This is a genomic window from Streptomyces sp. NBC_01233 (assembly GCF_035989305.1).
GTDB lineage: Bacteria > Actinomycetota > Actinomycetes > Streptomycetales > Streptomycetaceae > Streptomyces.
Map to the genome: position 1 here is coordinate 4,198,204 of NZ_CP108514.1, position 25,381 is coordinate 4,223,584.

Below are 25,381 nucleotides of genomic sequence, written 5' to 3' on the forward strand. Positions count from 1 at the left end.
GGACCAGGGCCCGATGTGCGGAGCGAAGGGCGAGATTAGCGTTCCACCGTGCTGAAAACGACCCCCGTGCCCCGCCCGCCCCACGCAGACCCGCATGCTGAGGGAGTGAGCAATGACGAGTTCCGGGCCGCGATGTCCACGCTGGCGGCGGGCGTGTGCCTGATCACCGCGCACGAGACCCCCCTGGCGGCGGACGGCCCGCGCGGCGAGGACGTCGGCATGACGGCGACCGCCTTCATGTCCGTGTCCCTGGACCCGCCGCTGGTCCTGGTGAGCCTGCGCGAGGGCTCCCGGATGGACGACCTGCTCGAGGAGCAGCCCCTGTGGGCGGTCTCGGTCCTCGCCGACCACCAGCTCCAGGTCGCGGGCCGCTTCGCGATGAAGGGCCGCATCAGCGACCGGCTGCTCTTCGCGGACCTTCCGTACGTACGCGGCGAGGCCTCCGGCGCCCCCCTGCTGACCGGCGCCCTGGCCACCCTGGAGTGCCGCACCGAGAACCGCGTCGAGGCGGGCGACCACACCCTGGTCATCGGCCGCGTCCTGACGGCGGCCCTCCCGTCCCCGGACCATCAGCCCCTGACCTACTTCCGCGGCCGCTACCGGCACCTGGGCCAGTAGCGGGTAGCCACGGGGGGCTACCAGTCCCTTCCGGTCCGCCCCCGCTTGGTCTCGGCCCGTGCCTTCTTCTCCCGCAGCCGCCGCTCGTTGATCCCCCGCGGGATCTTCGTCGCCCGCCGCTGCCTCGGTGGCGGAGCCGTTGCCTCCGCCAGCAGCGAAGCCATCCGGACCAGCGCCATCTCGCGGTTGCGGAACTGCGAGCGGTGCTCGGAGGCCCGTACGGTCACCACCCCGCCCACCAGGCGGGACGCCAGCCGTTCCAGCGCCCGTTCCCTCCACACGTCCGGCAGCGCCTTCGTCGCCGCCAGATCGAACATCAGTTCCACCCGCGAGTCGGAGGTGTTGACGTGCTGTCCGCCGGGCCCGGAGGACCGCGAGAAGCGCCAGGCGAGCTCGCCCTCGGGGAGCACGACCGAACCGCGGATGACATAAGGACCAGGCATGCCCCCTATGATCCGTGCCCGCCCCCGTCCCCGTCACTCAGATTTCACGGCGGGAACCCGACAGGCCTCTCGTCGCGTTATAGGGGGCAGCGGTAGTTTGACCGCCTGTACGTGCATGTTGGATGAGGAAAGGGACATTCCCATGGCTGTCAGCCTGTCCAAGGGCGGCAACGTCTCGCTCACGAAGGAGGCCCCCGGCCTCGCTGCCGTCACGGTCGGCCTCGGCTGGGACGTCCGTACGACGACCGGTGTCGACTTCGACCTCGACGCCTCGGCCATCGCGGTCAACCCGACCGGCAAGGTCGTCTCCGACGGCCACTTCGTCTTCTTCAACAACAAGTCCACCCCGGACCAGACCATCGTCCACACCGGTGACAACCGCACCGGCGAGGGCGCGGGCGACGACGAGGCCATCAACGTCAACCTCGCCGGCCTGCCGGCCGACGTGGACAAGATCGTCTTCCCGGTCTCCATCTACGACGCCGAGGCCCGCAGCCAGAACTTCGGCCAGGTCCGCAACGCGTACATCCGCGTCGTGAACCAGGCCGGCGGCGCCGAGATCGCCCGCTACGACCTCTCCGAGGACGCGGCGACCGAGACCGCCATGGTCTTCGGCGAGCTCTACCGCAACGGTGCCGAGTGGAAGTTCCGCGCGGTCGGCCAGGGCTACGCCTCCGGCCTCACCGGCATCGCGCAGGACTTCGGCGTCAACGTCTGAGTCCGGCAGCCGCCCGCCCGCCCCGGCGGTCAGCCCTGCAGGTCGGGCGCTGATCGCCGAGCGGACACCAGCGGTGGCGAAGCCCCCCTCCCGGCCGTCCGGGGAGGGGGGCTTCGCTACCGTTCGGTAGGTGATCCTCCAACCGCTCGTCCCCGTCGACGGCGCCCTCCCCGGCCCGGTGCTCACCGAAATCGCCGCCCTCTACTCGACGAACCACGCGTTCTTCGAACTCAGCGGCGACTTCCCCGACCCGGACCGCATCACCGTCGAACAGGTCGCGGCCGCCCTCGCTGACGAGCTCGCCCATGACGGCGCCGAGGTCCTCCTCGCCCGTTCCGCCGGCCGCCTCGTCGGCCTGGCCGCCACCCTGGCCCACCACCCGGACCCGGCCTCCGCCGGCACCGACCCGTGGATCGGCCTGCTGCTCATCGACGCCACCGCGCACCGCGAGGGATACGGCCGCGCCGTGGCCACCCTCGTCGAGGACCGCTTCCGCGCCGCCGGACGCACGGGCGTGCAGATCGCCGTACTGGACGACAACCACAAGGCCCTCGCCTTCTGGCAGTCCCAGGGGTACGCCGAACTGCGCCGGGCCAAGGACCGCGGGCTCGGCCGCGGCTGCACGGTGCTGCGCAAGCCGCTCGAAGCCCCGTAGATCCTGGTGGAGAGGCAGTACTTCGACTGTGCGCTACTCCTCAGCTTGGGGCCGGACTCCCAGATCCGTCAGGGCCGCATGTTGAGGTGCCAGCGCTCCTGACCGCCGTCAACCGCGCGACGGCTCAGCGCTCCTGGCGCAGCGAAAGGCCCGTCGCGAGTACGCGAACCGCATGAGAGCTCTCGACCAGTGACCAGGCCCCTCCACGTGCTGTGGCTGCCATGGGCTGGGCCGCAGCCGCTCAAGCCGTCTCGTTTGCTTCACCGAGTCCGACTACAACACGTTGCCGCGCCACCCGTTGCGGCTTTGCACCGCGCATCGCTGTTGCGGTGCTGAAGGTTCTTACGATCGGGCACGTATCCGGCTCACCAAGGTGAGCCGGATGGCCGAGGCCGCCGGAAAGGGCGGGCGACGACCGATGAGTTTCTCCGTGATCCACAGTCATAGATCATGATTGCTGCACCGCAGCCACGGGTGTGGTCGAAGCGTGCACCGGCCGAACCCGCTGAGAACCAGACACGAGACACCGAGGAACTTGAGATGCGTACCCTGATCAGCACCGCTTTCATATCGCTCGACGGCGTCGTGGAGGGCCCGGGCGGCGAGCCCGGATACCGGAACTCTGGGTGGACCTTCAAGGACGTCGAGTTCCTCCCCGAGGCGTTCGAGATCAAGGGCCGGGAGCAGAAGGAAGCTGCTGCGATCCTGATGGGCCGGACCAGCTACGAGGCGTTCAGCCCGGTGTGGCCCGACATGGAGGACTTCGCCGACTACAAGGTCATGCCGAAGTACGTCGTCTCCACCACCCTCACCGAGGACGACCTGGTCTCGAACTGGGGCGAGACCACCATCCTGCGCACGCTCGACGAAGTCGCCGCGCTGAAGGAGACGGAGGGCGGCCCGATCATCATCCACGGCAGTGCCTCCCTGAACCGGGCCCTTTCGGACGCCGGCCTGATCGACCGCTACCACCTGCTCGTCTTCCCGCTGCTGCTCGGCGCGGGCAAGCGGCTCTTCAGCGCCACCGACAAGGACACCCAGAAGCTGAAGCTGGTCGAGCACGAGGCCTACGCCAACGGCCTGCAGAAGAACGTCTTCGACGTCGTCCGCTGACAAGGCTCCCGCGCGCGCCCCGCCATCGAGGCACTCGTCCTGGCCGGCACGCGTTGGCTCACCGCTCGACCGTGGTGCGCTGTTTGTATGCAGCACGGTCGACGGTGGGTGGCTTGCCGCCACGGCTGCCTCGACGCAACCGGTGGCCCCGCTGATCCGCGGGGACAGGGATCACCATGCGGATACCGCGCTTACGCAGGTGCGCGCGGATGGCGTGCGACGAGTAGGTCTCGTCGGCCAAGACCATGTCTGGCCGGTTCCGGGGCCGTCCGCGTCGACGTGGGACGCGTGCGCGTGCCATGACGTCCGCGAAGGCGGTTGCGTCACCGGCCTGTCCGGCGGTGAGAACGAGGGCCAGGAGCCGGCATTGGCCGTCGGCTGCGAGATACCTCCGTGGTCAGCCCGCCACACCCACCTGACTTCGTTCATCTCCAGCGACAGCGTTCGTCGACCAGTTTCAGCGGCGTTGAGTGATCAACTCGCGCGTGCTTGTTCACGAGAAATAGCGTCACCGTGGCGCGAGGGAGTCGTCGCCGTCACGTCAAGACGACGCACCCCCGCCGCTCCAGCTCGCTGAGGAGCGGCAGGGAGGGATCGACCTCGTTCCAGCGTAGATCCAGCTTCTCCAGCGATGGCATCACGGCGAGCCAGTCGGGCAGCTGGCCGAGGCGGTTGCTCCGCAGGTCGATCTGACGCAGCCGCGGGAGGCCGGCCAGTGACTCCGGCACCTCGGTCAGCGAGTTCTCGCGTAGGTCCAGGTGGCGCAGTTCATGCAGCTCGGCTGCTGAGGACGGCAAGTGCTCGATCGCGTTCCCTCGGAGCCACAGCTCACGCAGGCAGCGGAGCTGGCCGATGGCATCGGGCAGGGCGGTGAGCCGGTTGTGCTGCGCCCTGAACTCGATCAGGCCGCTCATCCCACCGATGGTCTCTGGCAGGGTGGTGAGGGAGTTCTCACCGACGTTGAGGTAACGCAACCGGGTTAAGTTCCCAGAGAGTCGGGAATCCGAGACAGCTGGTTGTCGTGCAGGTAGAGGCAGTCGCTGAGCTCGGTGAGCTTGCCGAGTTCTTCGGGCACCGACGTCAGCGCGTTGTGGCCCAAGTCCAGGGTGTTCAGCCGGTGGAGCTGCCCGATGTCCGGTGGTAGGGCCGTAAGTCCGTTGTCCGCAAGGATCAGTACATCGAGCTCGGTCTGTCGCCAGACCGACTCGGGCACCTCTCCCAGCTCTTGACGCCACAAGTTCAGTGTGTGCCTCACAGCCGTCTCCCCTTCGTCAACAATCCTGGGCTCCGATTCTCGTCCGGGACCTCCCTCGGCGGCGACGGGGCCGGCAGAACACGCCAGAAATCGGACCGCCCGGCGGTTCCTCCGAGCCGCGCCGACCCCGGCGCATCATCAGCCACGAAGGCGTTGCATCAACCGCAACAATGTGAAATCTGCCGTTCCCGCCCCAGGTCATCCCTGAGTGACCGGGCAGGTCACATCCACCACCCACGCACGACCAGCCCGTACACGGGTACCGGTACTACTTGGGGCGGCCCTCGCCGTACAGCCAGACGTCCCAGACCTTCTTCAGGCCGTGCCCCGTCTTCTCCTGCGCGTAGGCGGTGAAGTCGGCCGTGCTCGCGTTCCCGTGCCGGTGGTCCGCAGCCCAGCCGCGCACCAGGGCGAAGAACTTCTCGTCGCCCACTTCCTGGCGGATCCGGTGCAGGACCATCGCACCGCGGTAGTAGACCGGCTCGTCGGAGATGTGGTCGGGCCCGGGCGGGGAGGCCGGCGGGAAGGCGTCCCAGTCGGAGGCGGCCTCCTCGTCGACGGCCGTGTCGCCGGCCAGGAACGCCTCGAAGTGCGCTTGCGCGGTGGGCCCGCCGTGGTCCTCGGCCCACAGCCACTCGGCGTAGGTCGCGAAGCCCTCGTTGAGCCACATGTCCTTCCAGGTCTTCGGCGACACCGAGTTGCCGAACCACTGGTGGGCGAGCTCGTGCAGGACGAGTTCCTCGTTCTCGGGCGCACCGGAGAAGACGGGCTTCGTCTGGGTCTCCAGCGCGTAGCCGAGGGTCCCGGCCGGCAGCACGACCGCGCCCGCCGTGCTGAAGGGGTACGGGCCGAACCGGCCGGTGCCCCACTCCACCATCTCCGGCAGCCGGGCGAGCGCGCCCGCGCTCGCGGCCGCCTCTCCGGGCGCCACGGCCTTGTAGAGGCCGGTCCCCGACGGCGTCCGCCCCGTCGTCACCTTGTACGGGCCGACGACGGCGGTGGCCAGATAGCTCGCCATCGGCTCCGGGTTGTGCCACGCGAACGCGGTCCGCCCGTCCGGGCCTTCGGTCCGGGAGCGCAGCTCCCCGTTGGACACGGCCTCGTAGCCGCGCGGGACGGTGAGCGTGATGTCGTACGTGGCCTTGTCGCTGGGGTGGTGGTTGCCCGGGAACCAGGTCATCGATCCGACCGGCTCGCCGACGCCGACCGCGCCGGCCCGTGCCGCCGCGCTGCCCCGCCCGTCCCCGCCGTCCTCGGTGGTGATCCAGCCCTCCTTGGCCCCGTCCGGATCCGTGAGGGCCTTCGGCTTCCCGCCGTACTCGACCTCCGTACGGAAGACCTCGCCCTTCTTCAGGTCCTCGGCCGGGCGCACGGTCAGCTCGTTGCCGGTCCGGTTGTACCGGGCCCCGACGCCCTGCACGGTCACGCCCTCGACGTTCAGGCCGCTGAGGTCGAGGTTGAAGGAGCTGAGTCCCTGCTCGGCGCGGGCGGTGATGACGGCCGTACCGTGCAGCTCGCCGTCGGCGGGGTCGTAGTCCAGGTCCAGCGCGTAGTGGTCGACCTGGTAGCCGCCGTTGCCGGCCTTGGGGAAGTACGGGTCGCGCAGCCCCGACGCGCCCGGCCGTCCCTGCACCGTGCCCCCCGTACACGCCGTGGTGAGGGCGAGGAGGGAGGCGACGGCAGGGACGGCGAGACGGGAGAGCGCGCGGTGTTCCACGCACGTGATCCTAGGCGGGCCACCCGTGCGGGTTACTTACGTTACTTACCGAGCGCGTCGACGCCGGCCTTGGCGAACTTCTCGTCCAGGTCGCCGCTCGGGGCGCCGGCCACGCCGATGCCCGCGACGGGCGCGCCGTTCGCCTGCACCGGGGTGCCGCCGCCGAGGAAGAGGGTGCCGGGGATGTCCTTCAGGTTCGGGGTCTGGGCGAGGCGGCCCACGAGCACCGAGGTCGGGGCGTTCCAGGACACGGCGGTGAAGGCCTTGCGCTGCGCCGACTCGTAGGACTGCGGGCCGGCGCCGTCGCCGCGCAGGGTGACGATGGTGTTGCCGTTGCGGTCCACCACCGCGACCGTCACCTTCTGGTTCTCGGCCTGCGCGGCCTGCAGCGCGGCCTGCGCGGCGCGGGTGGCGGCGTCGACGGTGAGGTGCGTCGTGGTGGTGAAGTTCTTGTCGCTCGGGCCGTCCTTCTTCGCGGCGACCGCGGCGGAGGCGGCGGCCGGAGCGGCGGCGGGGGTCGCGCTGGCGCTCACGGCACCGAAGGCTCCGGCGCCCAGGGCGACGGCGAGGGCGGTACCGGTGAGGACGCGGGTGCGGGTGTTCATCTCTGCTCCTGAGAACGGTGACACGGTGACGGCATCGGGTCGGTCCGGGCCGGTCGGGCCGGCTCCTTCACTGCTCCAAGCCTGTCCCCGAACCCCCCGCCGCCCCGTCCCCGTACCGGCTCGCCCCGCCCACCGCACCGGTTGACCCCAGGGTCATCCGATCGGTCGATGCGGCCCGCCTCCGGCGCGGTATTTCCTGTTCAGGCCCCTGCGCCAGCCGAGGCTCACCATCCGGCCCCGCCGGCGTTCGAGGCGTGGGGGTCCCGACGGAGTCTGGGGGAGGGTCCGGGGCGGAGCGGCGGCGGCGGCTCCGCACCCGCCCGACGCACCGCCACCGGCGACAATGGACACACCCGCGAACCAGGAGCCCCGGTGAGCCACCCCACCCGCAAACCCGACACCCGGACGCTGGCCACGGTCGCCCACACCGCCTTCTTCCTCCTCCTCGGCGCCTCCCTGCTCCGCTTCCTCCTGCGCCACCCCGGCGAACCCCGCACCCCGTGGATCATCGCCCTCAGCATCACCCTCGCCCTGCTCTACGTGCTCGGCCCCGCCCTCGGCGCCGCCCCCACCGCCCGCCGGCTCCTCTGGCTCGGCCTGGTCGTCACCACCTGGGTGGTCCTGGTCGTCCTCGCGCCGAGCTTCGCCTGGTGCGCCGTACCGCTCTTCTTCACGGCCCTGCGCACCCTCCCGCCCCGCGCCGCCGTCGTCCTGGTCGCCCTCCTCACCGGCTTCGTGGTGATCGCCCAGCTGAAGCTGTCCAAGGCCTTCGACCCCAACCTGCTCCTGGCCCCGCCCGCGGTCGCCGCCCTCGCCACCGCCGTCTTCGTCCACATGGAACGCCAGGCCCAGGCCCAGCGGGAGCTGATCGGCGACCTGATCCGCACCCGCCGGGAACTGGCCGCCACCGAACGCCGCGAGGGCACCCTCGCCGAACGGCAGCGGCTGTCCATGGAGATCCACGACACCCTCGCCCAGAACCTGTCCAGCCAGCAGATGCTGCTGCAGGCCGCGGACCGCACCTGGGACACCGACCCGGCCACCGCCCGCGCGCACGTCCGTACCGCCACCGGCATCGCCGCACACGGCCTCGCCGAGGCCCGCCGGCTCGTCCACGACCTGGCCCCGTCCGAGCTCGCCGACGGCGCCGGCCTCGCCGAAGCCCTGCGCACCCTGGACGCCGGCCCGGACATCGAGGTCCGCTTCCACCTCGAAGGCACCCCCGCCCCGCTCCCGGACCGCGTCCAGTCCGCCCTGCTGCGCATAGCCCAGGGCGCGCTGGCCAACGTCCGCGAGCACTCCGGCGCCCGCACGGCCGCACTCACCCTCAGCTTCCTCGGGGACCAGGTGGTCCTGGACGTCGCCGACGACGGCCACGGGTTCACCGAGCCCCGCACCGGCGCCGCCGAACGCGGGCACGGCCTCCCCGCGATGCGGGCCCGCGTCCGCCAGCTCGGCGGCACCCTCACGATCGAATCCACGCCGGGCGAGGGCACCGTCCTCTCCGCGGCCATCCCCCTGGAGCCGGCCCCATGACGACGATCCTGCTCTGCGACGACCACGTGGTGGTCCGCGCCGGCCTGCTCGCCCTCCTCGGCAGCGAGCCGGACATCGAGGTCCTCGGCGAGGCGGGCAGCGGCGAGGAGGCGGTGGCCCTGGCCGCCAGACTCCGCCCCGACGTGGTCCTCATGGACCTCCAGCTCGGCGAGGGCATCGACGGCGTCGAGGCCACCCGCCGCATCACCACCGCCCCCAACCCGCCGCACGTCCTGGTCCTCACCACGTACGACACCGACGCGGACATCACCCGGGCCATCGGCGCGGGCGCCACCGGCTACCTCCTCAAGGCGGAACGCCCGGAGGAGCTCTTCGCCGCCATCCACTCGGCCGCCCAGGGCCGCACCACCCTGTCCGCGCCCGTCGCCAGCCGCGTGATGGCCCACATGCGCGGCACCCGCCCCACACTGACCGACCGCGAGCTGGACATCCTCGGCCAGCTCGCCCGCGGCCTCGGCAACCGCGACATCGCCCGCGCCCTGTTCATCAGCGAAGCCACGGTCAAGACCCACCTGGGCCGCATCTACGACAAACTCGGCGTCGACACCCGCGCGGGCGCGGTCTCGGTGGCGAAGGAACAACGCCTTCTCCCTTCTTGACGCGTCCCTCGCACTGCTCGGCGCCGGGGCGCCTCACAGGCTTCGGGCCGCTGCGCTGGGGCCCCTCCCAGCGGTGGCCGGGGGAGACTCCGTCCGGCGGGACCGGGGCGAAGGTCCGGGGGCCTGCGTCCGTCCGGGGTGGGGACGCCCCGGGACCCGTGACACCATCGGGTACGTGCTCGACATCGGCTACTCCCTCTCCCGGCGCTTCCCGGACCCCCCGCAGACCGACTACCGCTCGGCGGACGTCCACTCCCTTCGCCACGACCTGTTCTGCGGGGACGTCTACCTCGCCGACACCAACGCGGACCGGGAAGTGTCCACGGCCTGGGGATGGGTGCCCGTACTGGACTTCGCCTGGGCGCTGTGCGACATCGTCGAGCAGCTCGACCAGGACCCCCGCGGCAACCGCTCCGCCAACCGCCAGCACGCCGAGCTCGACTTCACCGAGTCCACGGACCGGATGCTCTTCGAGCGCCGCTTCGGCTGGGTCGACGTCGAGGCCGACTGGATGCCGGCCGAGGAAGCCCCGCTGACCTTCAGCCACCGCCTGCTGCGCCGCGAGGCCCGCGACTTCCTGCACGACCTCGTCGCGGACCTCATCGACATGCACGACGGCCTCGCCGACAACCCCGTCATCTGGACCCTCCAGGCCAAGTTCCCCCGCGTCCCGGCGTGAGCGCGACCGATCCCGGCGCAACGGACGCCGACGCCACGGACACCCGCGCAGCCGTCCCCGAGGGGGCCGACCCCGAGGCGGCCGCCGCCCGCGCACGGCTCGACCGGGCCCTGGACCGGCTGGCCGTCACCTTCCGCGGAATGACGGCCCGGGCCGACGAGGTCCAGTGCGACTGCCACTGGGGCAGCGCGGAGGAGCTCGCCCTGTTGAAGGTCCCCGACACGGAACTCGACCCCGACCTGCTGCACCGCACCTGGAGCGCACCCGACTGGCGCGACCACGGCGCCGTGCTCCGCCGCGTCCTGCCGCAGTTCGCCCGCGAGCTGACCGCCGGCCTCGGCGCCCACGCGTACGCCATCGACCACGTCGGCATCTCGTTCGAGCGCGGCGACTGGCAGCGGTGGCCCGCCGAGCAGAGCGCGGCCGTACGGGAATTCCTGCACGCCTGGTGGGCCCACACCCTCCGCACCCCGGACCCGGCCGTCCCCGCGGACGACCTCCTGCCGCTGTGCGGGGAGGCCTCCGGCACGCTGGGCCCGTGGCTGGCGGTGTGGGAGGCGACCGAAGGCCCCGTCGCCGACCGCCACCTGGCCGAGACCCTCGACGCCTGGACGACGCAGCTGCTGGTGGGCCTCCTGCCGTGGTTCTCCTGGAGCAACACCCGGGAGGAGGACGAGGCCGTGCACGAGGAGCTCACCGCCTGGTTCGTACGCCACGCCCCCGCACGGCTGCGCGCCCACGGCGCCTGCGAGGAGCTGCTCGACGACCTGCACCTGCTCGCCCTCCCCGGCCCCGTCCGCTTGGCGGAGCCGCACCGGCAGCACGTCCTCCGCCGCATCGAAGCAGCGGCTACGCCTCCACCCGCAGCCCCAGCTGCGCCGCCAGCGCCGGAGCCAGATCGAACAGCTGCGCCGGGCTGATCACGGCCCCGGCCAGCGCGTCCACTCCCCGGGCGATCCCCAGCTCCGCGGCCTCCCGCAGGTCCACGTCCTGCATCCGCACCCCGCTGAAGTCCACCCCGCGCAGCGCGCAGTCCCGGAACTCCACCCGCTCCAGCACCGCGCCCCCGAAGTCCGGCTCCACCAGCACGCACCCCTCGAAGACCACGTCCTTGAGCCGCGCCTTGCGCAGGTTCAGGTAGTCGATCTTCCCGCCGCGGACCACCACGCGCTCCAGCACGGCCCCGTGCAGCTGCACCCCGCCCAGCCGGGCGTCCACCAGCTCCACGTCCCGCAGCGAGGCCCCGGACAGGTCCGTGCCCACGCCCCGGACCCCCTCCAGCACCGAGTCCAGGATCCGCGCCTTCGACAGCCCCGCCTCGTCCAGTACGCAGCGCCGCACCGCGCAGTCCATGAACCGGGCCCCGATCCCCTCCTGCCCCGCCAGGTCCAGGTCCGCGAACTCGATCCCGTCGTAGTCCCCGTCCGGCTCCAGCCCGCCCCCTTCCCACGCCACCAGCTCCGGCAGCCGTACCTCCGGCCGTCGCGCCGCCTTCACCGTCCGCTGCTGCCCCTTGCTCGCCATGCCCCCATCGTGGCCCACCCCACCGACAACCCCTCGACTTCAACCCTGCTCAGGTCAGGTACGAACGCACCGGCAAGGTAGTCCTCGAACCCTGACCGGCCTGACCGCCCCAGGCGGAGCCCAGCGACGCCAGCGCCCCGTCCGTCAGCCGGTACACCGACCACTCCTCCTGCGGCCGCGCGCCCAAGGCCTCGTAGAAGGCGATGGTCGGCGCGTTCCACTTCAGCACCGACCACTCCAGCCGCTCGTAGCCCCGCTCCACGCACGTCCGCGCCAGCTCCGCCAGCAGCGCCTTCCCGTGACCGCCCCCGCGCACGCCGGGCCGCACGTACAGGTCCTCCAGATAGATCCCGTGCACCCCGCGCCACGTCGAGAAGGAGAGGAACCACAGCGAGAAACCGACGGCCTCCCCGTCCTCCGTCTCCGCGATGTGCGCGAACACGGCCGGACGCTCCCCGAACAGCGCCTCCCGCAACTGCTCCTCGGTGGCCCGCGCTTCGTGCGGCACCTTCTCGTACTCGGCGAGTTCGCGGATCATCGCGTGGATGACGGGGACGTCGGTGACTTCAGCGCTACGGATCATGCGCGCAGCCTAATACTGCAACCGCATGTGTGGGTCGTGGCCTCGGCGTTGGTAATGGCAGCGGCGGGCTCGGGCCTGGCTGCGGCGCCGGAAGCGTGACCAGTGCAGACGGTGCTCGTTGCTGTGGCAGCGGGGCGTGACGACGACGTGCCCGATCATCCGGCGGATCTCCGGGACGCTGAGGGGTATGAGGTCTTGCTCGTCATCTCCGCTGCCCCTTTTGCGGCTTCTGCGGCACGGATGGCCGTGAGGTAGGCCAGGACGGCCATGGCCAGGGTGATGTGCCGGTACCAGGCCCGGTAGAGCCGCACCTGGTAGTGATCGAGCCCGCATTCACCCTTCGCGGTCTGGAAGCATTCCTCCACCGCCCACCTGGCTCCGGCGGTCCTGACCAGGTCTTTCAGCCGGGAAGTGACGGGGCCATAGCAGACGTAGTAGGCGATGTCGGTGGGGTCGGACAGGTTGCGGCGGGCGAGCACCCAGTGCCCGAATCCGCCCTCCCAGGCGGGCCGGATCGCGACGCGGGCCCAGTGGTAGATCCGCTGGCCGTGGGCGCCTGCTCCGGCGGAGATCCGCTTCCATGCCTGCTTCGGCAGGGCCGCGATCAGCTCGTCGACGCGGGCGTCCCGGCCGTCGGCGGTGATCACGGTGTCGTTGACCTTGGTGGCCAGCACATACGCGGCCTGGCGTTCTTCCAGCCAGGCGCGGAAGTGCTTGACCTGCCCGTATGCCTCGTCCGCGGTCACCCAGGCGAAGGGAACAGCCGCGTCGATGGCGCGTTGCAGCATCCACTTGAGGTGCTCGATCTTCGTGGCGAACGGCACGGTGTCGTCGATCCCGGCTGCCCGGCAGCGGTCGCGGTCGTCCGTCCAGGACTTCGGGACGTAGAGTTCCCGGTCGATCAGCGCCCGCCCTTTGGCGGATGCGTAGGCGAGGAAGGTGCCGATCTGGCAGTTCTCGGTGCGGCCAGCGGTGCCGGAATACTGCCGCTGGACCCCTGCTGACCTGGTGCCCTTCTTCAGGAACCCGGTGTCGTCCCCGATGAGCACGCCATCCTTGGCGCCGATGGTCTCCACGACGAAGTCCCGGACATCGTCGCGGACCGCGTTCTCGTCCCATTCGGAGTGGTTGAGCAGGCGTTGCACACCGTCCGGGCGGAGCTGGCCGACCTGCTCGGCCAGCGTCCACCCGTTCTTCTTCTCTAGCGGCGCAAGCAGGCCCGTCATGTAGTCCAGAGCCCGATCACGTGGCTCCGACCTGCCAAAACGATGCCCGAACCGGGCATGCAACCCCGCTACACCCTCGGACCACGACTCGATCTGCTCAACCGTCAGCGATTCATCACACAGTCACAACAACGAGCAACCTCACCGACCGTCACGCCACATGCGGTTGCAGTACTAAGGGGGCGGATCGCCTGCGCGTCAGCGCCCGAGCAGCACCTCCGCGACGGTCAACTGCTCCTCGTCCAGGCGCTCTTCCCCGTCCTCCACGTCCCACAGGGAGTTCTGCAGCACCCGCCCGAGCGTCCACGCCCGCGCCCGTTCCCGGTCCGGTCCCACCGCCTCCGCCAGCAGGTCGAACCGCCACCGCACCTCCTGCGGCCGGAAGTTGTTGACGATCGCCGGCAGCAGATCGAAGCCCGGATCCCCCGCCAGCGGCTTCGGATCGATCGCCAGCCAGGGCTCCCGGCCGCCCGCCAGCACGTTGTCGTAGTGCAGGTCCCAGTGCAGCAGCCGGTCCCCCGGCTCGCCCGCGACCTCCGCCACCGCCGCCGCGCAGTCCCGCAGCACCCGCCGTTCCCGCTCCTCCACCAGCAGCCCCGCCGCCCGCGGCACGTCCTCCAGCATCTGCGCCGCGATCTCGCCCAGTCCGCGCAGCCCGGCCGGCGCGGCCACCGCCGTCAGCTGCGCCAGCAGCTCCCCGGCCACCCCCACCGCCCGCCGCGCGTCGCGCCGCGCGAGTGCCGACAGGTGCTGCCGCTCGTCCAGCCGTTCCAGCAGCAGCGTGCCCGTCTCCGGGTCGTGCTCCAGCAGCCGTACGCACCCCCGCCCGCCCCACGCGCGCAGTGCGACCGGCTCCCCCGCGCTCTCCTCGTCCAGCGACACCAGCTTCAGTACGGCCGCACTCCCGTCGGCCCGCTCCACCGGCAGCACCAACGCCGTCACCCCGTGCATGGCCGGCCCGGCGCACCGCAGCTCCCAGCGCTCCAGGAACCGCGCCGCCCGCCCCGGCAGCGCCGCGATGAACTCCCGCCCCGCATCGCCGTTGAACCTGAGCTGCGCCTCGACCAGCCCGTCCGGAATCTCCCCGATGTCCACCATGATCCGAAGGTAACCCGGCAAGCCGCACCGGCGGGCCCGCAGCGACGGCTAACCGATCCCCGCGCCCTGCAGCGTCCGCGCGAAGGCCTGCGCGTCGAACATCGAGCCGTCCCTCGCCCCCAGCGCCCGCCCGTCCACCAGCACCACCGGCGTCCCCTGCGCGCCGGTCGCCTCGAAGGCCTTCTCCGCCTCGCCGGCCCACCCCTCGTACGCCATCCCCGCGACGGCCTCGTCGAAGGCCGCACCCCGCAGCCCCGGCACCTCGTCAGCGATCTTCAGCAGCAGCTCGTCCGTGAACTTCCCCTCCGGCCGACTGGCGAACACCGCCGCCTGGTACTGCGCGAACCGCCCCGCGTCCACCGACGCCCGCAGCGCGTTCACCGCCTTCACCGACCCGCTCGCCCCGCCCCGGTCCAGGAAGGAGGCCAGCAGGTACTCCACCTTCACCCGGCCGGCCGCCGCCAGCTTCAGCAGCGTCTCACCGCCGGCCGCCTCGAACTTCGCGCAGGAGCCGCACCGCGGATCCACCAGCACCTGCGCCGTGCGCGGCGCGTCCGGCTTCCCCACGACGACCTTCGCCCCGTCGACCTGAGCCGGCAGCTTCGCCAGCACGTCCGCGATCGGACTCGTCCGCACGGCGGCCGGGTCCGCGCCGGCCCGCCCGTTCCCGCTCCCGCCGCCGGCGCCGTCCGCCCCGCAGCCGGCCACCGCCCCGACCGACAGCACCGCCGCCGCCATCCCCGTGACGATCCGCCCCGCGCGCCCTGCCCTGCGTATGCCGCCCGTCATCAACCGGACCTCTCACCCGAAAATACAACAAAACCCCCACCACCCTACGGTCCCCGCCACCCCTCCCACATCGGCCATCGGGCCTGGAAACCCGCCCCAACGCACGACAACCAGCCCCTGGACGCCCCGCCGGAACCGGGTGTACCAACTCCCCCATGACGATCAACGGCGGTATTTCCTTCTGGTACGCGACCGACCCGGACGCCGCGGCCACCCCACCCCGCGCCCCCCTCACCGCCGACAGCACCGCCGACGTCGTCATCGTCGGCGGCGGCTACACCGGCCTGTGGACCGCCTACTACCTCAAGCAGGCCGCCCCCGACCTCCACATCACCGTCCTGGAACAGAAGTTCTGCGGCTACGGCGCCTCCGGCCGCAACGGCGGCTGGCTCTACAACGGCATCGCCGGCCGCGACCGCTACGCCGCACTCCACGGCCACGAGGCCGCCCGCCGCCTCCAGCACGCCATGAACGAGACGGTCACCGAGGTCATCGACGTCACCGCCAAGGAAGGCATCGACGCCGACATCCACCGCGGCGGCGTCCTCGAAGTCGCCCGCACCCCCGCCCAGCTCGGCCGCCTCAAGGCCTTCCACGCCGCCGAACTCTCCTTCGGCGAGAGCGACCGGGAACTGTTCGACGCCACCGAGACCCACCGGCGCATCACCATCGCCGACGCCGTCGGCTCCAGCTGGAGCCCGCACGGCGCCCGCATCCACCCCCTCAAGCTGGTCAAGGGCCTCGCCTCCGCCTGCGAACGCCTCGGCGTCGTCATCCACGAGTCGACCCCCGTCACCGAGATCGCCCCCCGCCGCGCCGTCACCCCCTACGGCACCGTCCGCGCCCCGTACGTCCTGCGCTGCACCGAGGGCTTCACCGCCGCCCTCAAGGGCCAGAAGCGCGCGTGGCTGCCGATGAACTCCTCGATGATCGTCACCGCCCCGCTCCCCGCCGCGACCTGGGCCCAACTGGGCTGGTCGGACTTCCCGGTCCTCGGCGACATGGCCCACGCGTACATGTACGCCCAGCGCACCGCGGACGACCGCATCGCGATCGGCGGGCGCGGAGTCCCGTACCGCTTCGGATCACGCGCGGCCACCGCCGAAAACACAGGCCGCACCCAGCCCGCCACGATCGAATCCCTGCGCGACCTCCTCTTCTCCTTCTTCCCGCAGCTCACGGGTACGGAGATCACCCACGCGTGGTCCGGCGTCCTCGGCGTCCCCCGCGACTGGTGCGCCACCGTCACCCTCGACCGCACCACGGGGCTGGGCTGGGCCGGCGGTTACGTCGGCTCGGGCGTCACCACCGCCAACCTCGCCGCCCGCACCCTGCGCGACCTCGTCCTCGGCGAGTCCACCGACCTCACCGCCCTCCCCTGGGTGGGCCACAAGGTCCGCCGCTGGGAGCCGGAACCCTTCCGCTGGCTCGGCGTCCAGGCCCTCTACGCCGCCTACCGCGAGGCCGACCGTCGCGAAACGGCCACCCACCGCCCCACGACAACACCCCTGGCCCGCCTGGCGGACCGCATCTCGGGCCGCCACTGAAGCCCGGCCGCCCAGGACATGCCGAAGGCCCCGGACCATGCAGGTCCGGGGCCTTCGGGCACAGAGCCCCCTGTCGGGTTCGAACCGACGACCCCCGCTTTACAAGAGCGGTGCTCTGGCCAGCTGAGCTAAGGAGGCAAGCCGCCATCACTCTACACAGACCGCTCTTGCACGGGCCATCACATTGAAAGCTGCAGGCGTCACCCGGCCGGTTACTTCGCGTCGCCGTTGAACCTCGCGGCCGACCAGAAGTAGCCGAGCACCGCGAGACCCAGGCACCAGGCGACCGCGAGCCACCCGTTGTGGCCGATCTCGCTGCCGAGCAGCAGTCCGCGCAGGGTCTCGATGACCGGCGTGAAGGGCTGGTACTCGGCGACCGGCTGGAACCAGCCCGGCATCGCGTCGACCGGGACGAAAGCGCTGGAGAGCAGCGGCAGCAGGATCATCGGCATCGCGTTGTTGCTGGCGGCCTCGGCGTTCGGGCTGATCAGGCCCATGCCGACCGCGATCCAGGTGAGCGCCGTGGCGAAGAGCACGAGCAGCCCGAACGCCGCCAGCCACTCCAGGGCGGTCGCGTCCGTGGACCGGAAACCGATGGCCACGGCGACGGCGCCCACGAGGACCACGCTCATCACGCACTGCAGCACGCTGCCGACGACGTGCCCGATGAGCACCGCCCCGCGGTGGATCGCCATGGTGCGGAAGCGGGCGATGATCCCCTCGGTCATGTCGTTGGAGACGGACACGGCGGTCCCGACGACGGTGCCGCCGACGGTCATCAGCAGGATGCCCGGGACGACGTACGCGATGTACGCGGAGCGGTCCGCGCCGCCTCCGATGCCGGCGCTCATCACGTCTCCGAAGATGTAGACGAAGAGGAGCAGCAGCATGATCGGCGTGAGCAGCAGGTTCAGGGTGAGCGACGGATAGCGCCGGGCGTGCAGGAGGTTGCGGCGCAGCATCGTGTTCGAGTCGCGGACGGCGAGGGAGAAGGAGCTCATCGGACGGCCTCCTTGGGCTGGTCGGGGACGTTCGTCGCGCCGGTCAGGGCGAAGAAGACGTCGTCGAGGTCGGGGGTGTGCACGGTCAGTTCGTCGGCCTCGATGCCGGCGGAGTCCAGCCGGTCGAGGATGGCGCGGAGCTCGCGCTGGCTGCCGTCGCTGGGGATCTGCAGGGCAAGGGCCTCGTCGTCCCTGGTGACGTCGCGCAGGGTGGCGGTGGCGGTCCGGTACGCGGCCGGGTCGGCGAAGCGCAGTCGCACGTGTCCGCCGGGGATGAGCCGCTTCAGCTCCTCGGCGGTGCCCTGGGCGGCGATCCGGCCGTCGTTGAGCACGGCGATGCGGTCGGCCAGCTGGTCGGCCTCCTCCAGGTACTGGGTGGTGAGGAAGACGGTGACGCCGTCGGCGACCAGCTCGCGGATGATCTGCCACATGGTGTGGCGGGAGCGCGGGTCGAGGCCGGTGGTCGGCTCGTCGAGGAAGATGATCCGCGGACCGCCGGCCAGCGTCATGGCGATGTCCAGGCGGCGCTTCATGCCGCCGGAGTACGTGGACGCCGGCTTCTTCGCGGCCTCGACCAGGTCGAAGCGCTCCAGCAGCTCGGCGGCCACCCGCCGCCCCTCGCTCTTGGACAGGTGGTGCAGGTCCGCCATGAGGAGCATGTTCTCCTCGCCGGTGATCAGGCCGTCGACGGCGGAGAACTGCCCGGTGACACCGATCGCGGCCCGCACCGCCTGGGGGTCGGCGGCCAGGTCGTGGCCGCCGACGTGGATGCCGCCGGTGCCCGGGTCGGCGGAGGTGAGGGTGGAGAGGATCTTGACGGCGGTGGTCTTGCCGGCGCCGTTCGGGCCGAGCAGGGAGAAGATCGTTCCTTCGGGAACGGTCAGGTCGACGCCGTCGAGCACGACCTTGTCGCCGTAGGACTTGCGCAGCCCGTGCGCCGCGATGGCCAGGTTCGTCATGGTGGGTGCTCCTCAGATGCTGCGGGCGGTGATGTCGCCGTAGGCGGTGGTCGCGTGGATGGTGAGGGCGGCGGTGGCGCCGTCGCTGTTCCGCAGGGAGTTGTGGATCCGGCCGTGGCCGGTACCGGCGTCCAGGGAGGCGCAGACCCCGCGGGCGGCGCCGACCGACACGTCACCGGCCTGGGTCCGCAGCTCGACCACACCGTGCACCGCCTCGGCGACCTTGATGTCGCCCTTCTGCGTGCTGACCCGGGCGGGACCGCCCAGCCGGCCGACCGACACGTCACCCGCCAACAGCGTCAGCTGCGCACCGGCGGTCTCGTCGAGCTTGACCGTGCCCTGCGCCGCCTCGAACGCGACGTCACCGAGGCGTCCGACCCCGCGGAACTCGGCACTGGCCGCCTTCGCCTCGACCCGGGAACCCGCCGGCAGCCGGACCGTCACCTCGACCGACCCGGAAGCCCCGAGGAGCCGGTTCCTCCCCTCCGGCGTCGTGATCCGGAGAACCCCCTCGCCGTACTCGACGGTGGTCTGCTCCGCCGCCTTCACGTCACGGCCCTTCGAAGCGTTCGCCGGCAGCACCTCGACCCGGGTGTCCGCCCGGTCCGCGGCGATGAAGCGGATACGACCCGCCGGAATGTCGAGGACGGCCGAGACGGGGGCGGGGGTGTCGAACTTCTGCATCGTGCTTCTCCTTCTCCAGCGGCGGGCACTCCATCGGCCCGTCGTTTCTGATGAACGAAAAGCTACGTTGCATTCACAGATTCAGCAACGAGTTCGTTGCGCACAGAAGACATTACCGCAGCTCAGAACAGGTAATTCATTGCAATGGATCTGATTTCAATGCAACAACTCGCGCCCATCACGTTGCAATGAATGAAGACTGAACGCTATGCTCGACCCACCACGGACCACGAAGGAGGCCGCCATGCCGGGAGGCAGACTCACCCAGCAGGAACGCCAGCAGATCGCGGTGGGGCTGGCCGACGACCTCGCCTACGCGGAGATCGCCAGACGCCTCGACCGGCCGACCTCGACGATCACGCGCGAGGTCATGCGCAACGGCGGCCCCGCCTCCTACCGCGCCGAACTGGCCCACCGCGCCACCGAACGCCGCGCCCACCGCCGCAGGCAGCCCGCACCCCGGGGGGCGCAGGCCCCCGAGCAGGCCCACGGACGCGACGCCGAGGCCGTGCGCGCGTACGAGGAGACGTTCACGACCCTCTTCACACAGCAGGGCCTGCCCACGATGACGGCCCGCGTGCTGGCGTCCCTCTACACGACCGACGCGGGCAGCCTCACCGCGTCCGAACTCGTCCAGCGCCTCCAGGTCAGCCCGGCGTCCATCTCCAAGGCGGTGGCGTTCCTGGAGAGCCAGGGCCTCATCCGCCGGGAACGCGACGACCGCCGCCGCGAGCGCTACGTCGTCGACGACGACGTCATGTACCAGTCGACGATCGCCGGCGCCCGGGCCAACGCCCTGCTCGCCGAGACCGCACGCCAGGGCGTCACCATCCTCGGCCACGGCACCCCGGCCGCCGCCCGCCTGGAGAACATCGCCCGCTTCGTCGACTTCGTCTCCGAGAGCATCGCCCGCGCCGCGGACCAGGCCCGCGAAATCCTCCACACGAAGCCCGAACCGCCGTCGGACGGCACCGCCTGAGCCGCCCCCGGGGCAACCGCCCGGCGCCGTCAGCCCGCCACCGGGTACCCGATCCGCGTCGCCGCCCGCGCCGCTCCGGCGGGGTCCGCCTCCGGGTTCAGGGCCGTGAGCACCGCCTCCGTGAGGGGGCGCTCGGGCTCGTAGCAGTCCTCGGCGAAGTCGCGGTAGGCCTCCGGCGTGCCCGCCGCCAGCACCCCGAAGAGGTCTTCCGCACCGTCGGCGTAGCCGTCCGGGTCGTCGGTCGGGAACTCCACCGGCCCCGTGCGCCAGGACCCGTCCGCGGTCTCGCGCCAGAAGACCACCGTCGCGCGCGGAACGCCCTCGTCGCAGAACGCCGGCTCCGTCACGTACCGCCGGAAGGCCGGCGGCACCGCGTCCACCAGCCCGTGCCAGACCGCCCGGTCCTCGTCGCCGTACGGGCTCATCCGGGACTCGTGGGCGAAACCGCGCGCGCAGGCACCCGCCGGGGAGAACACGATGGCGCAGTCGTCGCCGGAGCCGTTGTCCATCAGGGCCACTTCCTCCGTTTCGGACCAGCAGCCGGCGTACCCGAAGAAGCCGAAGCCCGTGGCGTCCATCACGGCCTCCAGCATGGCCGGCGCCCGGCAGCGGTCGCGCAGGGCCGGGACATCGGGCAGGGCCGGGAGGATCTCGTGGACGGTCACGGGGGCATGGAAACAGGTCACACCGACAGTCCGGTGGCCGCGGGTGCTGACAGAAGGCGTTCGGGAAGGTAGCGTCGGGCGGAGTTCGGTGTTACTGGACTAGACCCATTCTTCCTTCCACTCGGATCGTCCGGCACGTTCCTGCCGGTAGAAGGGATTCATCACCATGGCTTCTGTCACTTTCGACAAGGCGACCCGGCTGTACCCCGGCGGCGACAAGCCCGCCGTCGACCAGCTGGAGCTGGAGATCGAGGACGGCGAGTTCCTCGTCCTCGTCGGTCCTTCCGGCTGCGGCAAGTCCACCTCGCTGCGCATGCTCGCCGGCCTGGAGGACGTCAACGGCGGTGCCATCCGCATCGGTGACCGTGACGTCACGCACCTGCCGCCCAAGGACCGGGACATCGCGATGGTGTTCCAGAACTACGCGCTCTACCCGCACATGTCCGTCGCCGACAACATGGGCTTCGCGCTCAAGATCGCCGGCGTGGACAAGGCCACCATCCGCAAGAAGGTGGAGGAGGCGGCCGACATCCTCGACCTGCGTCCCTACCTCGACCGCAAGCCCAAGGCGCTCTCCGGCGGTCAGCGCCAGCGCGTCGCGATGGGCCGCGCGATCGTGCGCCAGCCGCAGGTGTTCCTGATGGACGAGCCGCTGTCGAACCTGGACGCCAAGCTCCGCGTGTCGACCCGTACGCAGATCGCGGGCCTGCAGCGCCGCCTCGGCATCACCACCGTCTACGTCACCCACGACCAGGTCGAGGCGATGACGATGGGCGACCGCGTGGCCGTGCTGAAGGACGGGCTGCTGCAGCAGGTCGACACCCCCCGCAACATGTACGACCGTCCCGCGAACCTCTTCGTGGCCGGCTTCATCGGATCCCCGGCCATGAACCTGGTCGAGGTCCCGATCACCGACGGCGGCGTGAAGTTCGGCGACAGCGTCGTCCCGGTGTCGCGCGAGGCGCTGTCCGCCGCGGCCGACGCCGGCGACCGCACCGTCACGGTCGGCGTGCGCCCCGAGCACTTCGACCTCGCCGAGACCGGCGGCCTGACCATCGACGTGAACGTCGTCGAGGAACTCGGCGCCGACGGCTACGTCTACGGCTCCACCCCCGGCGAGAAGGGCTCGCAGGACCTCGTGGTCCGCGTCAACGGCCGCCAGGTGCCGGAGAAGGGCTCCAGCCTGCACGTGGTGCCGCGGGCCGACGAGATCCACGTGTTCTCGACCTCCTCCGGCGAGCGGCTCTCGGGCTGACCCCGCACTCCGCGACAGCGCACGACCGGAGGGGCGTTCCGTCAAGGGGCGCCCCTCCGCCGTGCGTTGCCCAACTCCGGCAGACCGGGCCATTCAGCCCTCTCCGTCAACCCGCAATTCGAAAAGCCACGTCGAACCGTCCCTCGACAGGGTGACTAAATGTCGCCAAATCTTCACCGAGCGCTACTCTCGCCTTCGTGACCCACACTGCCCGCCGCATCGGCCGTTCCCTCGCCCTGGTCCTGCCCGTCGTCCTCGTCCTGTCCGGGACCCTCGCGGTCACCATGGTCCCCTGGGCGGACACGTCCTCCTCCCAGATCCTGACCGCCTCCGCCGAGGGCGTCTCCGCCCCGGCGAAGCCGCGCGCCGCGCACGAGGTGCTGCGCGAACAGCTCGTCGGTGATCTGCAGCAGGGCCAGGCGCCGGACGACGTCCTCACGCACCTCCAGCAGGAGGTGAACCGGCGGCCGTCGCTCGCCGAGCACTGCGTGGGGATCGCCCGGGCGCTGGGGCGGGCCGCCGTCGACGCGTACGGCCCGACGAAGGCCCAGTCCTTCGCCCGTCCCGTCTGCGACACCTCGTACGCCTCCGGCGTCGCCTCCATGGGCTGACGCATCCCGCGTCCCTACGCTGGCCGCCATGACCGACGACCACCGATCCGCCCCGTCTTCCTCCTCCGCAGCCGCGTTCCCCGCCGCTCCCACCCAGGCAGTCGTCCTGGCGGGCGGCCAGGGTTCGCGGCTGCGTCCGTACACGGACGACCGCCCCAAGCCGATGGTCGAGATCCCGGGGACGGGGGTGCCGATCATCGGGCACCAGCTGGCCTGGCTGGCGGCGGAGGGGGTCACGGACGCGGTGGTCTCCTGCGGGCACCTCGCCGGGGTGCTCCAGGAGTGGCTGTCCGGCGCACAGTTGCCGCTCCGCGTGACCACGGTGGTCGAGGAGGAGCCGCTGGGGCGCGGCGGCGGCCTCAAGTGCGCCGCACGGCACCTCCCGCACCCGGACCGGGCCTGGTACGCGACGAACGGCGACATCTGGACCCGGTTCTCGCTGCGCGAGATGGCGTCCTTCCACGCCGAACGCGGTGCGGTGGCCACGCTGGCGCTGGCCCGGCCGCGGATTCCCTGGGGGGTGGTGGAGACCAACGAGTTCGGGCACGTACTGGACTTCATCGAGGCTCCGCCGTCGCCGTACCCGGTCAATGCCGGCGTGTACGTCTTCGGGCCCGAATTCGCCTCCCTGCTCCCGGACTTCGGGGACCACGAGCGGACGACGTTCCCGCGGCTGGCACGCGAGCGGCGGCTGGCGGGCTTCCCGCTGCCCCAGGGGGCCTACTGGCGGGCGATCGACACCGCGAAGGACCTGACCGAGGCCGCACGGGAGTTGGCGGCGCAGACGGGCTCCTGAGGCCGCTCACGGTTCGCGGCGCCCACCGCCCACCCCCGTACGGCGCTTCGCGCGCGGCCCGGCGCACGCCGAAGGGCCCGGCACGCTCGCGCGCGCCGGGCCCCCGGTCGTCGTACCGGTCCCCGCCGGTGCGGCTCAGCCGATGAGACCGCCGATGAGGCCGGGCTGCTTGGTCGGAGTCCCGCTCCCGCCGCTCGAGCTGCCCGAGGAGGACGGCTGTCGGGGCGACGTGGACTGGCGGGGGGTGCTGCGCGGGGTCTGCTGCCTGCCGGTGGTGCCCCGCGTCGCCGTGGGCGACTGGGAGCCCGTCCCGGCGGTCTCCCGGGCCGGTGCGCCCGAGGCGCCCTTGCCGGACTTCGCGGCGGGCTCGGTGGGAGTGGCGGAGGCCGAGGGGGTCCCCGCCTTGGCCGTCGGCTGCGCGGAGGGCTGCTGCCTGGCCGGGGTCTGCGGCAGCGGCCGGCCCGGCAGGTAGTTGCTCGGGGCCTGTCCGGGCCCGGGGACGGTGACGACGGTGGTGGAGCGGACGGCGCCGCCGAGGAGCGAGCCGACGAGGAGGGTGAGCCCGCACACGACGGTGGCCATGACGGCCCCGCGGCGCAGCACGCGCCGCCGCAGCCGCCAGACCTCCGAGCGCGGCCCGAGGGTGCGCCAGGCCTCGCCGGCCAGGCGTCCGTCGAGGGAGTAGACCGGGGCGCCCGCGATGATCAGCGGGCTCCAGGCGGCGAGGTAGATGATGTCGGGCGCGTCGTAGGCGGGGACGGTCTTCCAGCTCACCGTCATCAGCAGCGCGGCGGACAGGAGCGCCCCGAAGCAGGCGGCGAACCGCTGCCACAGGCCGAACACCGTCAGCACGCCCACGATGACCTGGAGGAAGGCCACGCTCAGGCCCGCGCCGACCGGGTGCGCGAGGGCGAAGTCGCGCAGCGGCTCGGCGAGCGCCCACGGGGTGAGCGTGTGCAGCCAGGTGACCATGGAGCCGCGCTCGCCGCCGTCGAAGTAGACGGGGTCGCACAGCTTGCCCATGCCGGCGTAGATGGAGATGAAGCCGAGGAAGACGCGCAGCGGGAGGAGGACGACCCCGAGGTTCATGCGGCGGCCGGGATAGTACGAGGCCTGTCCGCGGGAGTCGGCGACGGAGCGCCGGGAGTCCGCCCCGGGTCCGGAGCCGGGCGGCTCCTGGTGGGGCAGGTCCCGTACGGCGGCCAGCGGGCGCGTCTCGGCGGGGTCCCCGTAGCTGCGCTGGCCGATGACGGTCGGCGTGGCGAGGGTGTCCTCGGCGAGGTCGTGGGCGAGGTCGATGCGCGGAATGACCTGCGTGGCTCCGCCGTCGTACTCGCCGCCGTCGTAGGCGTCGCGGCCGCGCCCGGCCTCGCGTACGGCCTGCAGCAGTCCGCCCATGGCCGCGGCGTCGCCGGCGTCGGACTTTCCGCTCCAGACCACGGGGGCGCGGCGGCGGGTGGCCCCGGCGGCCGCCACCACGGCACCGCCCAGGACGGGCGCGCGGCCGGGGGCCTTGGCGGTCTTGGAACGCGCGCTCGGGCTCGGTGCGAGCCGCACGCGGAAGCTGGCGTGGTTGACGATGACCTGTGCGGGATCGCACGGCACCTTGACCATGCTCAGCGCGGGCTGGTCGTCGAACCCTGACGTTCTGGTGTCCACACTCATCTAACCGAGTGATCAGTGTTTAGGACACTGCCTTGACGAC

At 71.7% G+C, this 25,381-nt stretch carries 26 protein-coding genes, 1 tRNA gene and 2 pseudogenes; 13 read left to right on the top strand and 16 right to left on the bottom strand.

Annotated elements, in window-relative coordinates:
- Positions 1-48 precede the first annotated feature (48 nt).
- Positions 49-618 carry a flavin reductase family protein gene (locus OG332_RS19685; protein WP_442816180.1) on the top strand — a complete coding sequence of 190 codons (570 nt, stop codon included), beginning with the start codon at positions 49-51 and terminating at the stop codon, positions 616-618.
- 17 nt (positions 619-635) lie between these two features.
- Here the strand turns inward: OG332_RS19685 and arfB are convergent, their stop codons facing one another.
- Positions 636-1,061: an alternative ribosome rescue aminoacyl-tRNA hydrolase ArfB gene (gene arfB, locus OG332_RS19690; protein ID WP_327414723.1), complete on the bottom strand. Its 426-nt coding sequence runs from the start codon at positions 1,059-1,061 to the stop codon at positions 636-638.
- Between the two features lie 142 nt (positions 1,062-1,203).
- On the opposite strand from arfB, the gene OG332_RS19695 reads away from it, so the two are divergent.
- The 3 genes from OG332_RS19695 to OG332_RS19705 all read left to right on the top strand — a co-directional run bounded on the left by OG332_RS19695 (position 1,204) and on the right by OG332_RS19705 (position 3,547).
- Positions 1,204-1,779 carry a TerD family protein gene (locus OG332_RS19695; protein WP_030718836.1) on the top strand — a complete coding sequence of 192 codons (576 nt, stop codon included), beginning with the start codon at positions 1,204-1,206 and terminating at the stop codon, positions 1,777-1,779.
- Positions 1,780-1,909: 130 nt separating this feature from the next.
- Entirely contained in the window at positions 1,910-2,434 is a 525-nt protein-coding gene (locus tag OG332_RS19700) for a GNAT family N-acetyltransferase (RefSeq protein WP_327414724.1), read from the top strand.
- Positions 2,435-2,974: 540 nt separating this feature from the next.
- Positions 2,975-3,547, top strand: coding sequence for a dihydrofolate reductase family protein (locus OG332_RS19705; protein ID WP_327414725.1), 573 nt, complete (start codon positions 2,975-2,977; stop codon positions 3,545-3,547).
- A 61-nt stretch (positions 3,548-3,608) separates the two neighbouring features.
- Here the strand turns inward: OG332_RS19705 and OG332_RS19710 are convergent.
- From OG332_RS19710 to OG332_RS19725, 4 genes and pseudogenes are all read right to left on the bottom strand, one after another.
- Positions 3,609-3,954: pseudogene (locus tag OG332_RS19710) on the bottom strand (transposase); the annotation flags it as partial.
- A gap of 129 nt (positions 3,955-4,083) precedes the next feature.
- Positions 4,084-4,790: pseudogene (locus OG332_RS19715) on the bottom strand (leucine-rich repeat domain-containing protein).
- 280 nt (positions 4,791-5,070) lie between these two features.
- Positions 5,071-6,519 carry a M1 family metallopeptidase gene (locus OG332_RS19720; protein ID WP_327414726.1) on the bottom strand — a complete coding sequence of 483 codons (1,449 nt, stop codon included), beginning with the start codon at positions 6,517-6,519 and terminating at the stop codon, positions 5,071-5,073.
- A gap of 41 nt (positions 6,520-6,560) precedes the next feature.
- Positions 6,561-7,124, bottom strand: coding sequence for a GlcG/HbpS family heme-binding protein (locus tag OG332_RS19725; protein ID WP_327414727.1), 564 nt, complete (start codon positions 7,122-7,124; stop codon positions 6,561-6,563).
- Between the two features lie 372 nt (positions 7,125-7,496).
- On the opposite strand from OG332_RS19725, the gene OG332_RS19730 reads away from it, so the two are divergent.
- The 4 genes from OG332_RS19730 (at position 7,497) to OG332_RS19745 (ending at position 10,879) form a co-directional block, all read left to right on the top strand.
- Positions 7,497-8,660: a sensor histidine kinase gene (locus OG332_RS19730; protein WP_327414728.1), complete on the top strand. Its 1,164-nt coding sequence runs from the start codon at positions 7,497-7,499 to the stop codon at positions 8,658-8,660.
- Positions 8,657-9,280, top strand: coding sequence for a response regulator transcription factor (locus OG332_RS19735; protein ID WP_327414729.1), 624 nt, complete (start codon positions 8,657-8,659; stop codon positions 9,278-9,280). Before OG332_RS19730 ends, OG332_RS19735 begins: the two co-directional genes overlap by 4 nt.
- Positions 9,281-9,455: 175 nt before the next feature.
- On the top strand, positions 9,456-9,959 hold the full coding sequence (locus OG332_RS19740; protein WP_030718823.1) for a hypothetical protein: 504 nt from the start codon (positions 9,456-9,458) through the stop codon (positions 9,957-9,959).
- Entirely contained in the window at positions 9,956-10,879 is a 924-nt protein-coding gene (locus tag OG332_RS19745) for a hypothetical protein (RefSeq protein ID WP_327414730.1), read from the top strand. The genes OG332_RS19740 and OG332_RS19745 overlap by 4 nt, the downstream gene beginning before the upstream one ends.
- Here OG332_RS19745 and OG332_RS19750 read toward each other — a convergent pair.
- The 5 genes from OG332_RS19750 to OG332_RS19770 form a co-directional block, all read right to left on the bottom strand.
- Complete coding sequence (locus OG332_RS19750; RefSeq protein ID WP_327414731.1) at positions 10,809-11,483, bottom strand: pentapeptide repeat-containing protein; 675 nt, start codon at positions 11,481-11,483, stop codon at positions 10,809-10,811. The genes OG332_RS19745 and OG332_RS19750 overlap by 71 nt on opposite strands.
- Positions 11,484-11,532: 49 nt before the next feature.
- Complete coding sequence (locus OG332_RS19755) at positions 11,533-12,066, bottom strand: GNAT family N-acetyltransferase (RefSeq protein ID WP_327414732.1); 534 nt, start codon at positions 12,064-12,066, stop codon at positions 11,533-11,535.
- Positions 12,067-12,221: 155 nt separating this feature from the next.
- Positions 12,222-13,385 (bottom strand): IS701 family transposase, encoded by a 1,164-nt coding sequence (locus OG332_RS19760; RefSeq protein ID WP_327419062.1) that lies wholly within the window; start codon positions 13,383-13,385, stop codon positions 12,222-12,224.
- Between the two features lie 105 nt (positions 13,386-13,490).
- The gene (locus OG332_RS19765; protein ID WP_327414733.1) at positions 13,491-14,390 is read right to left on the bottom strand and encodes an aminoglycoside phosphotransferase family protein; all 900 of its coding nucleotides are present in this window, start codon (positions 14,388-14,390) and stop codon (positions 13,491-13,493) included.
- 48 nt (positions 14,391-14,438) lie between these two features.
- The gene (locus OG332_RS19770) at positions 14,439-15,179 is read right to left on the bottom strand and encodes a DsbA family protein (protein ID WP_327414734.1); all 741 of its coding nucleotides are present in this window, start codon (positions 15,177-15,179) and stop codon (positions 14,439-14,441) included.
- Between the two features lie 155 nt (positions 15,180-15,334).
- Between OG332_RS19770 and OG332_RS19775 the strand changes: the two genes are divergently transcribed.
- Entirely contained in the window at positions 15,335-16,726 is a 1,392-nt protein-coding gene (locus OG332_RS19775; RefSeq protein WP_327414735.1) for an NAD(P)/FAD-dependent oxidoreductase, read from the top strand.
- 64 nt (positions 16,727-16,790) lie between these two features.
- Here OG332_RS19775 and OG332_RS19780 read toward each other — a convergent pair.
- The 4 genes from OG332_RS19780 to OG332_RS19795 form a co-directional block, all read right to left on the bottom strand.
- Positions 16,791-16,864, bottom strand: a tRNA-Thr gene (locus OG332_RS19780).
- 74 nt (positions 16,865-16,938) lie between these two features.
- Positions 16,939-17,727: an ABC transporter permease gene (locus tag OG332_RS19785; RefSeq protein ID WP_327414736.1), complete on the bottom strand. Its 789-nt coding sequence runs from the start codon at positions 17,725-17,727 to the stop codon at positions 16,939-16,941.
- Entirely contained in the window at positions 17,724-18,686 is a 963-nt protein-coding gene (locus tag OG332_RS19790) for an ATP-binding cassette domain-containing protein (protein ID WP_327414737.1), read from the bottom strand. Before OG332_RS19790 ends, OG332_RS19785 begins: the two co-directional genes overlap by 4 nt.
- Positions 18,687-18,698: 12 nt before the next feature.
- Positions 18,699-19,370: a DUF4097 family beta strand repeat-containing protein gene (locus OG332_RS19795; protein WP_327414738.1), complete on the bottom strand. Its 672-nt coding sequence runs from the start codon at positions 19,368-19,370 to the stop codon at positions 18,699-18,701.
- A gap of 244 nt (positions 19,371-19,614) precedes the next feature.
- Between OG332_RS19795 and OG332_RS19800 the strand changes: the two genes are divergently transcribed.
- Positions 19,615-20,349, top strand: a complete 735-nt coding sequence (locus OG332_RS19800) for a GbsR/MarR family transcriptional regulator (RefSeq protein ID WP_327414739.1) — start codon at positions 19,615-19,617, stop codon at positions 20,347-20,349.
- 29 nt (positions 20,350-20,378) lie between these two features.
- Here OG332_RS19800 and OG332_RS19805 read toward each other — a convergent pair whose 3' ends face one another.
- Positions 20,379-21,014 carry a hypothetical protein gene (locus OG332_RS19805; protein ID WP_327414740.1) on the bottom strand — a complete coding sequence of 212 codons (636 nt, stop codon included), beginning with the start codon at positions 21,012-21,014 and terminating at the stop codon, positions 20,379-20,381.
- A 166-nt stretch (positions 21,015-21,180) separates the two neighbouring features.
- Between OG332_RS19805 and OG332_RS19810 the strand changes: the two genes are divergently transcribed.
- The 3 genes from OG332_RS19810 (at position 21,181) to OG332_RS19820 (ending at position 23,676) form a co-directional block, all read left to right on the top strand.
- Complete coding sequence (locus OG332_RS19810; protein WP_327414741.1) at positions 21,181-22,269, top strand: ABC transporter ATP-binding protein; 1,089 nt, start codon at positions 21,181-21,183, stop codon at positions 22,267-22,269.
- A 197-nt stretch (positions 22,270-22,466) separates the two neighbouring features.
- Positions 22,467-22,880: a hypothetical protein gene (locus OG332_RS19815; RefSeq protein WP_319730330.1), complete on the top strand. Its 414-nt coding sequence runs from the start codon at positions 22,467-22,469 to the stop codon at positions 22,878-22,880.
- Positions 22,881-22,908: 28 nt separating this feature from the next.
- Positions 22,909-23,676, top strand: a complete 768-nt coding sequence (locus tag OG332_RS19820; protein ID WP_327414742.1) for a nucleotidyltransferase family protein — start codon at positions 22,909-22,911, stop codon at positions 23,674-23,676.
- 135 nt (positions 23,677-23,811) lie between these two features.
- Here OG332_RS19820 and OG332_RS19825 read toward each other — a convergent pair whose 3' ends face one another.
- Entirely contained in the window at positions 23,812-25,341 is a 1,530-nt protein-coding gene (locus OG332_RS19825; RefSeq protein WP_327414743.1) for a DoxX family membrane protein, read from the bottom strand.
- Positions 25,342-25,381: the final 40 nt, after the last annotated feature.

Excerpts from the sequence above, each read along its gene's own strand:
- OG332_RS19765 (WP_327414733.1), bottom strand. The coding sequence starts at position 14,390 with ATGGTGGACATCGGGGAGATTCCGGACGGGCTGGTCGAGGCGCAGCTC.
- OG332_RS19825 (WP_327414743.1), bottom strand. The coding sequence starts at position 25,341 with ATGAGTGTGGACACCAGAACGTCAGGGTTCGACGACCAGCCCGCGCTG.
- OG332_RS19790 (WP_327414737.1), bottom strand. The coding sequence starts at position 18,686 with ATGACGAACCTGGCCATCGCGGCGCACGGGCTGCGCAAGTCCTACGGC.
- OG332_RS19755 (WP_327414732.1), bottom strand. The coding sequence starts at position 12,066 with ATGATCCGTAGCGCTGAAGTCACCGACGTCCCCGTCATCCACGCGATG.
- OG332_RS19725 (WP_327414727.1), bottom strand. The coding sequence starts at position 7,124 with ATGAACACCCGCACCCGCGTCCTCACCGGTACCGCCCTCGCCGTCGCC.
- OG332_RS19770 (WP_327414734.1), bottom strand. The coding sequence starts at position 15,179 with ATGACGGGCGGCATACGCAGGGCAGGGCGCGCGGGGCGGATCGTCACG.
- OG332_RS19775 (WP_327414735.1), top strand. The coding sequence starts at position 15,335 with ATGACGATCAACGGCGGTATTTCCTTCTGGTACGCGACCGACCCGGAC.
- OG332_RS19820 (WP_327414742.1), top strand. The coding sequence starts at position 22,909 with ATGACCGACGACCACCGATCCGCCCCGTCTTCCTCCTCCGCAGCCGCG.
- OG332_RS19695 (WP_030718836.1), top strand. The coding sequence starts at position 1,204 with ATGGCTGTCAGCCTGTCCAAGGGCGGCAACGTCTCGCTCACGAAGGAG.
- OG332_RS19795 (WP_327414738.1), bottom strand. The coding sequence starts at position 19,370 with ATGCAGAAGTTCGACACCCCCGCCCCCGTCTCGGCCGTCCTCGACATT.
- OG332_RS19800 (WP_327414739.1), top strand. The coding sequence starts at position 19,615 with ATGCCGGGAGGCAGACTCACCCAGCAGGAACGCCAGCAGATCGCGGTG.
- arfB (WP_327414723.1), bottom strand. The coding sequence starts at position 1,061 with ATGCCTGGTCCTTATGTCATCCGCGGTTCGGTCGTGCTCCCCGAGGGC.
- OG332_RS19750 (WP_327414731.1), bottom strand. The coding sequence starts at position 11,483 with ATGGCGAGCAAGGGGCAGCAGCGGACGGTGAAGGCGGCGCGACGGCCG.
- OG332_RS19810 (WP_327414741.1), top strand. The coding sequence starts at position 21,181 with ATGGCTTCTGTCACTTTCGACAAGGCGACCCGGCTGTACCCCGGCGGC.
- OG332_RS19705 (WP_327414725.1), top strand. The coding sequence starts at position 2,975 with ATGCGTACCCTGATCAGCACCGCTTTCATATCGCTCGACGGCGTCGTG.
- OG332_RS19785 (WP_327414736.1), bottom strand. The coding sequence starts at position 17,727 with ATGAGCTCCTTCTCCCTCGCCGTCCGCGACTCGAACACGATGCTGCGC.
- OG332_RS19735 (WP_327414729.1), top strand. The coding sequence starts at position 8,657 with ATGACGACGATCCTGCTCTGCGACGACCACGTGGTGGTCCGCGCCGGC.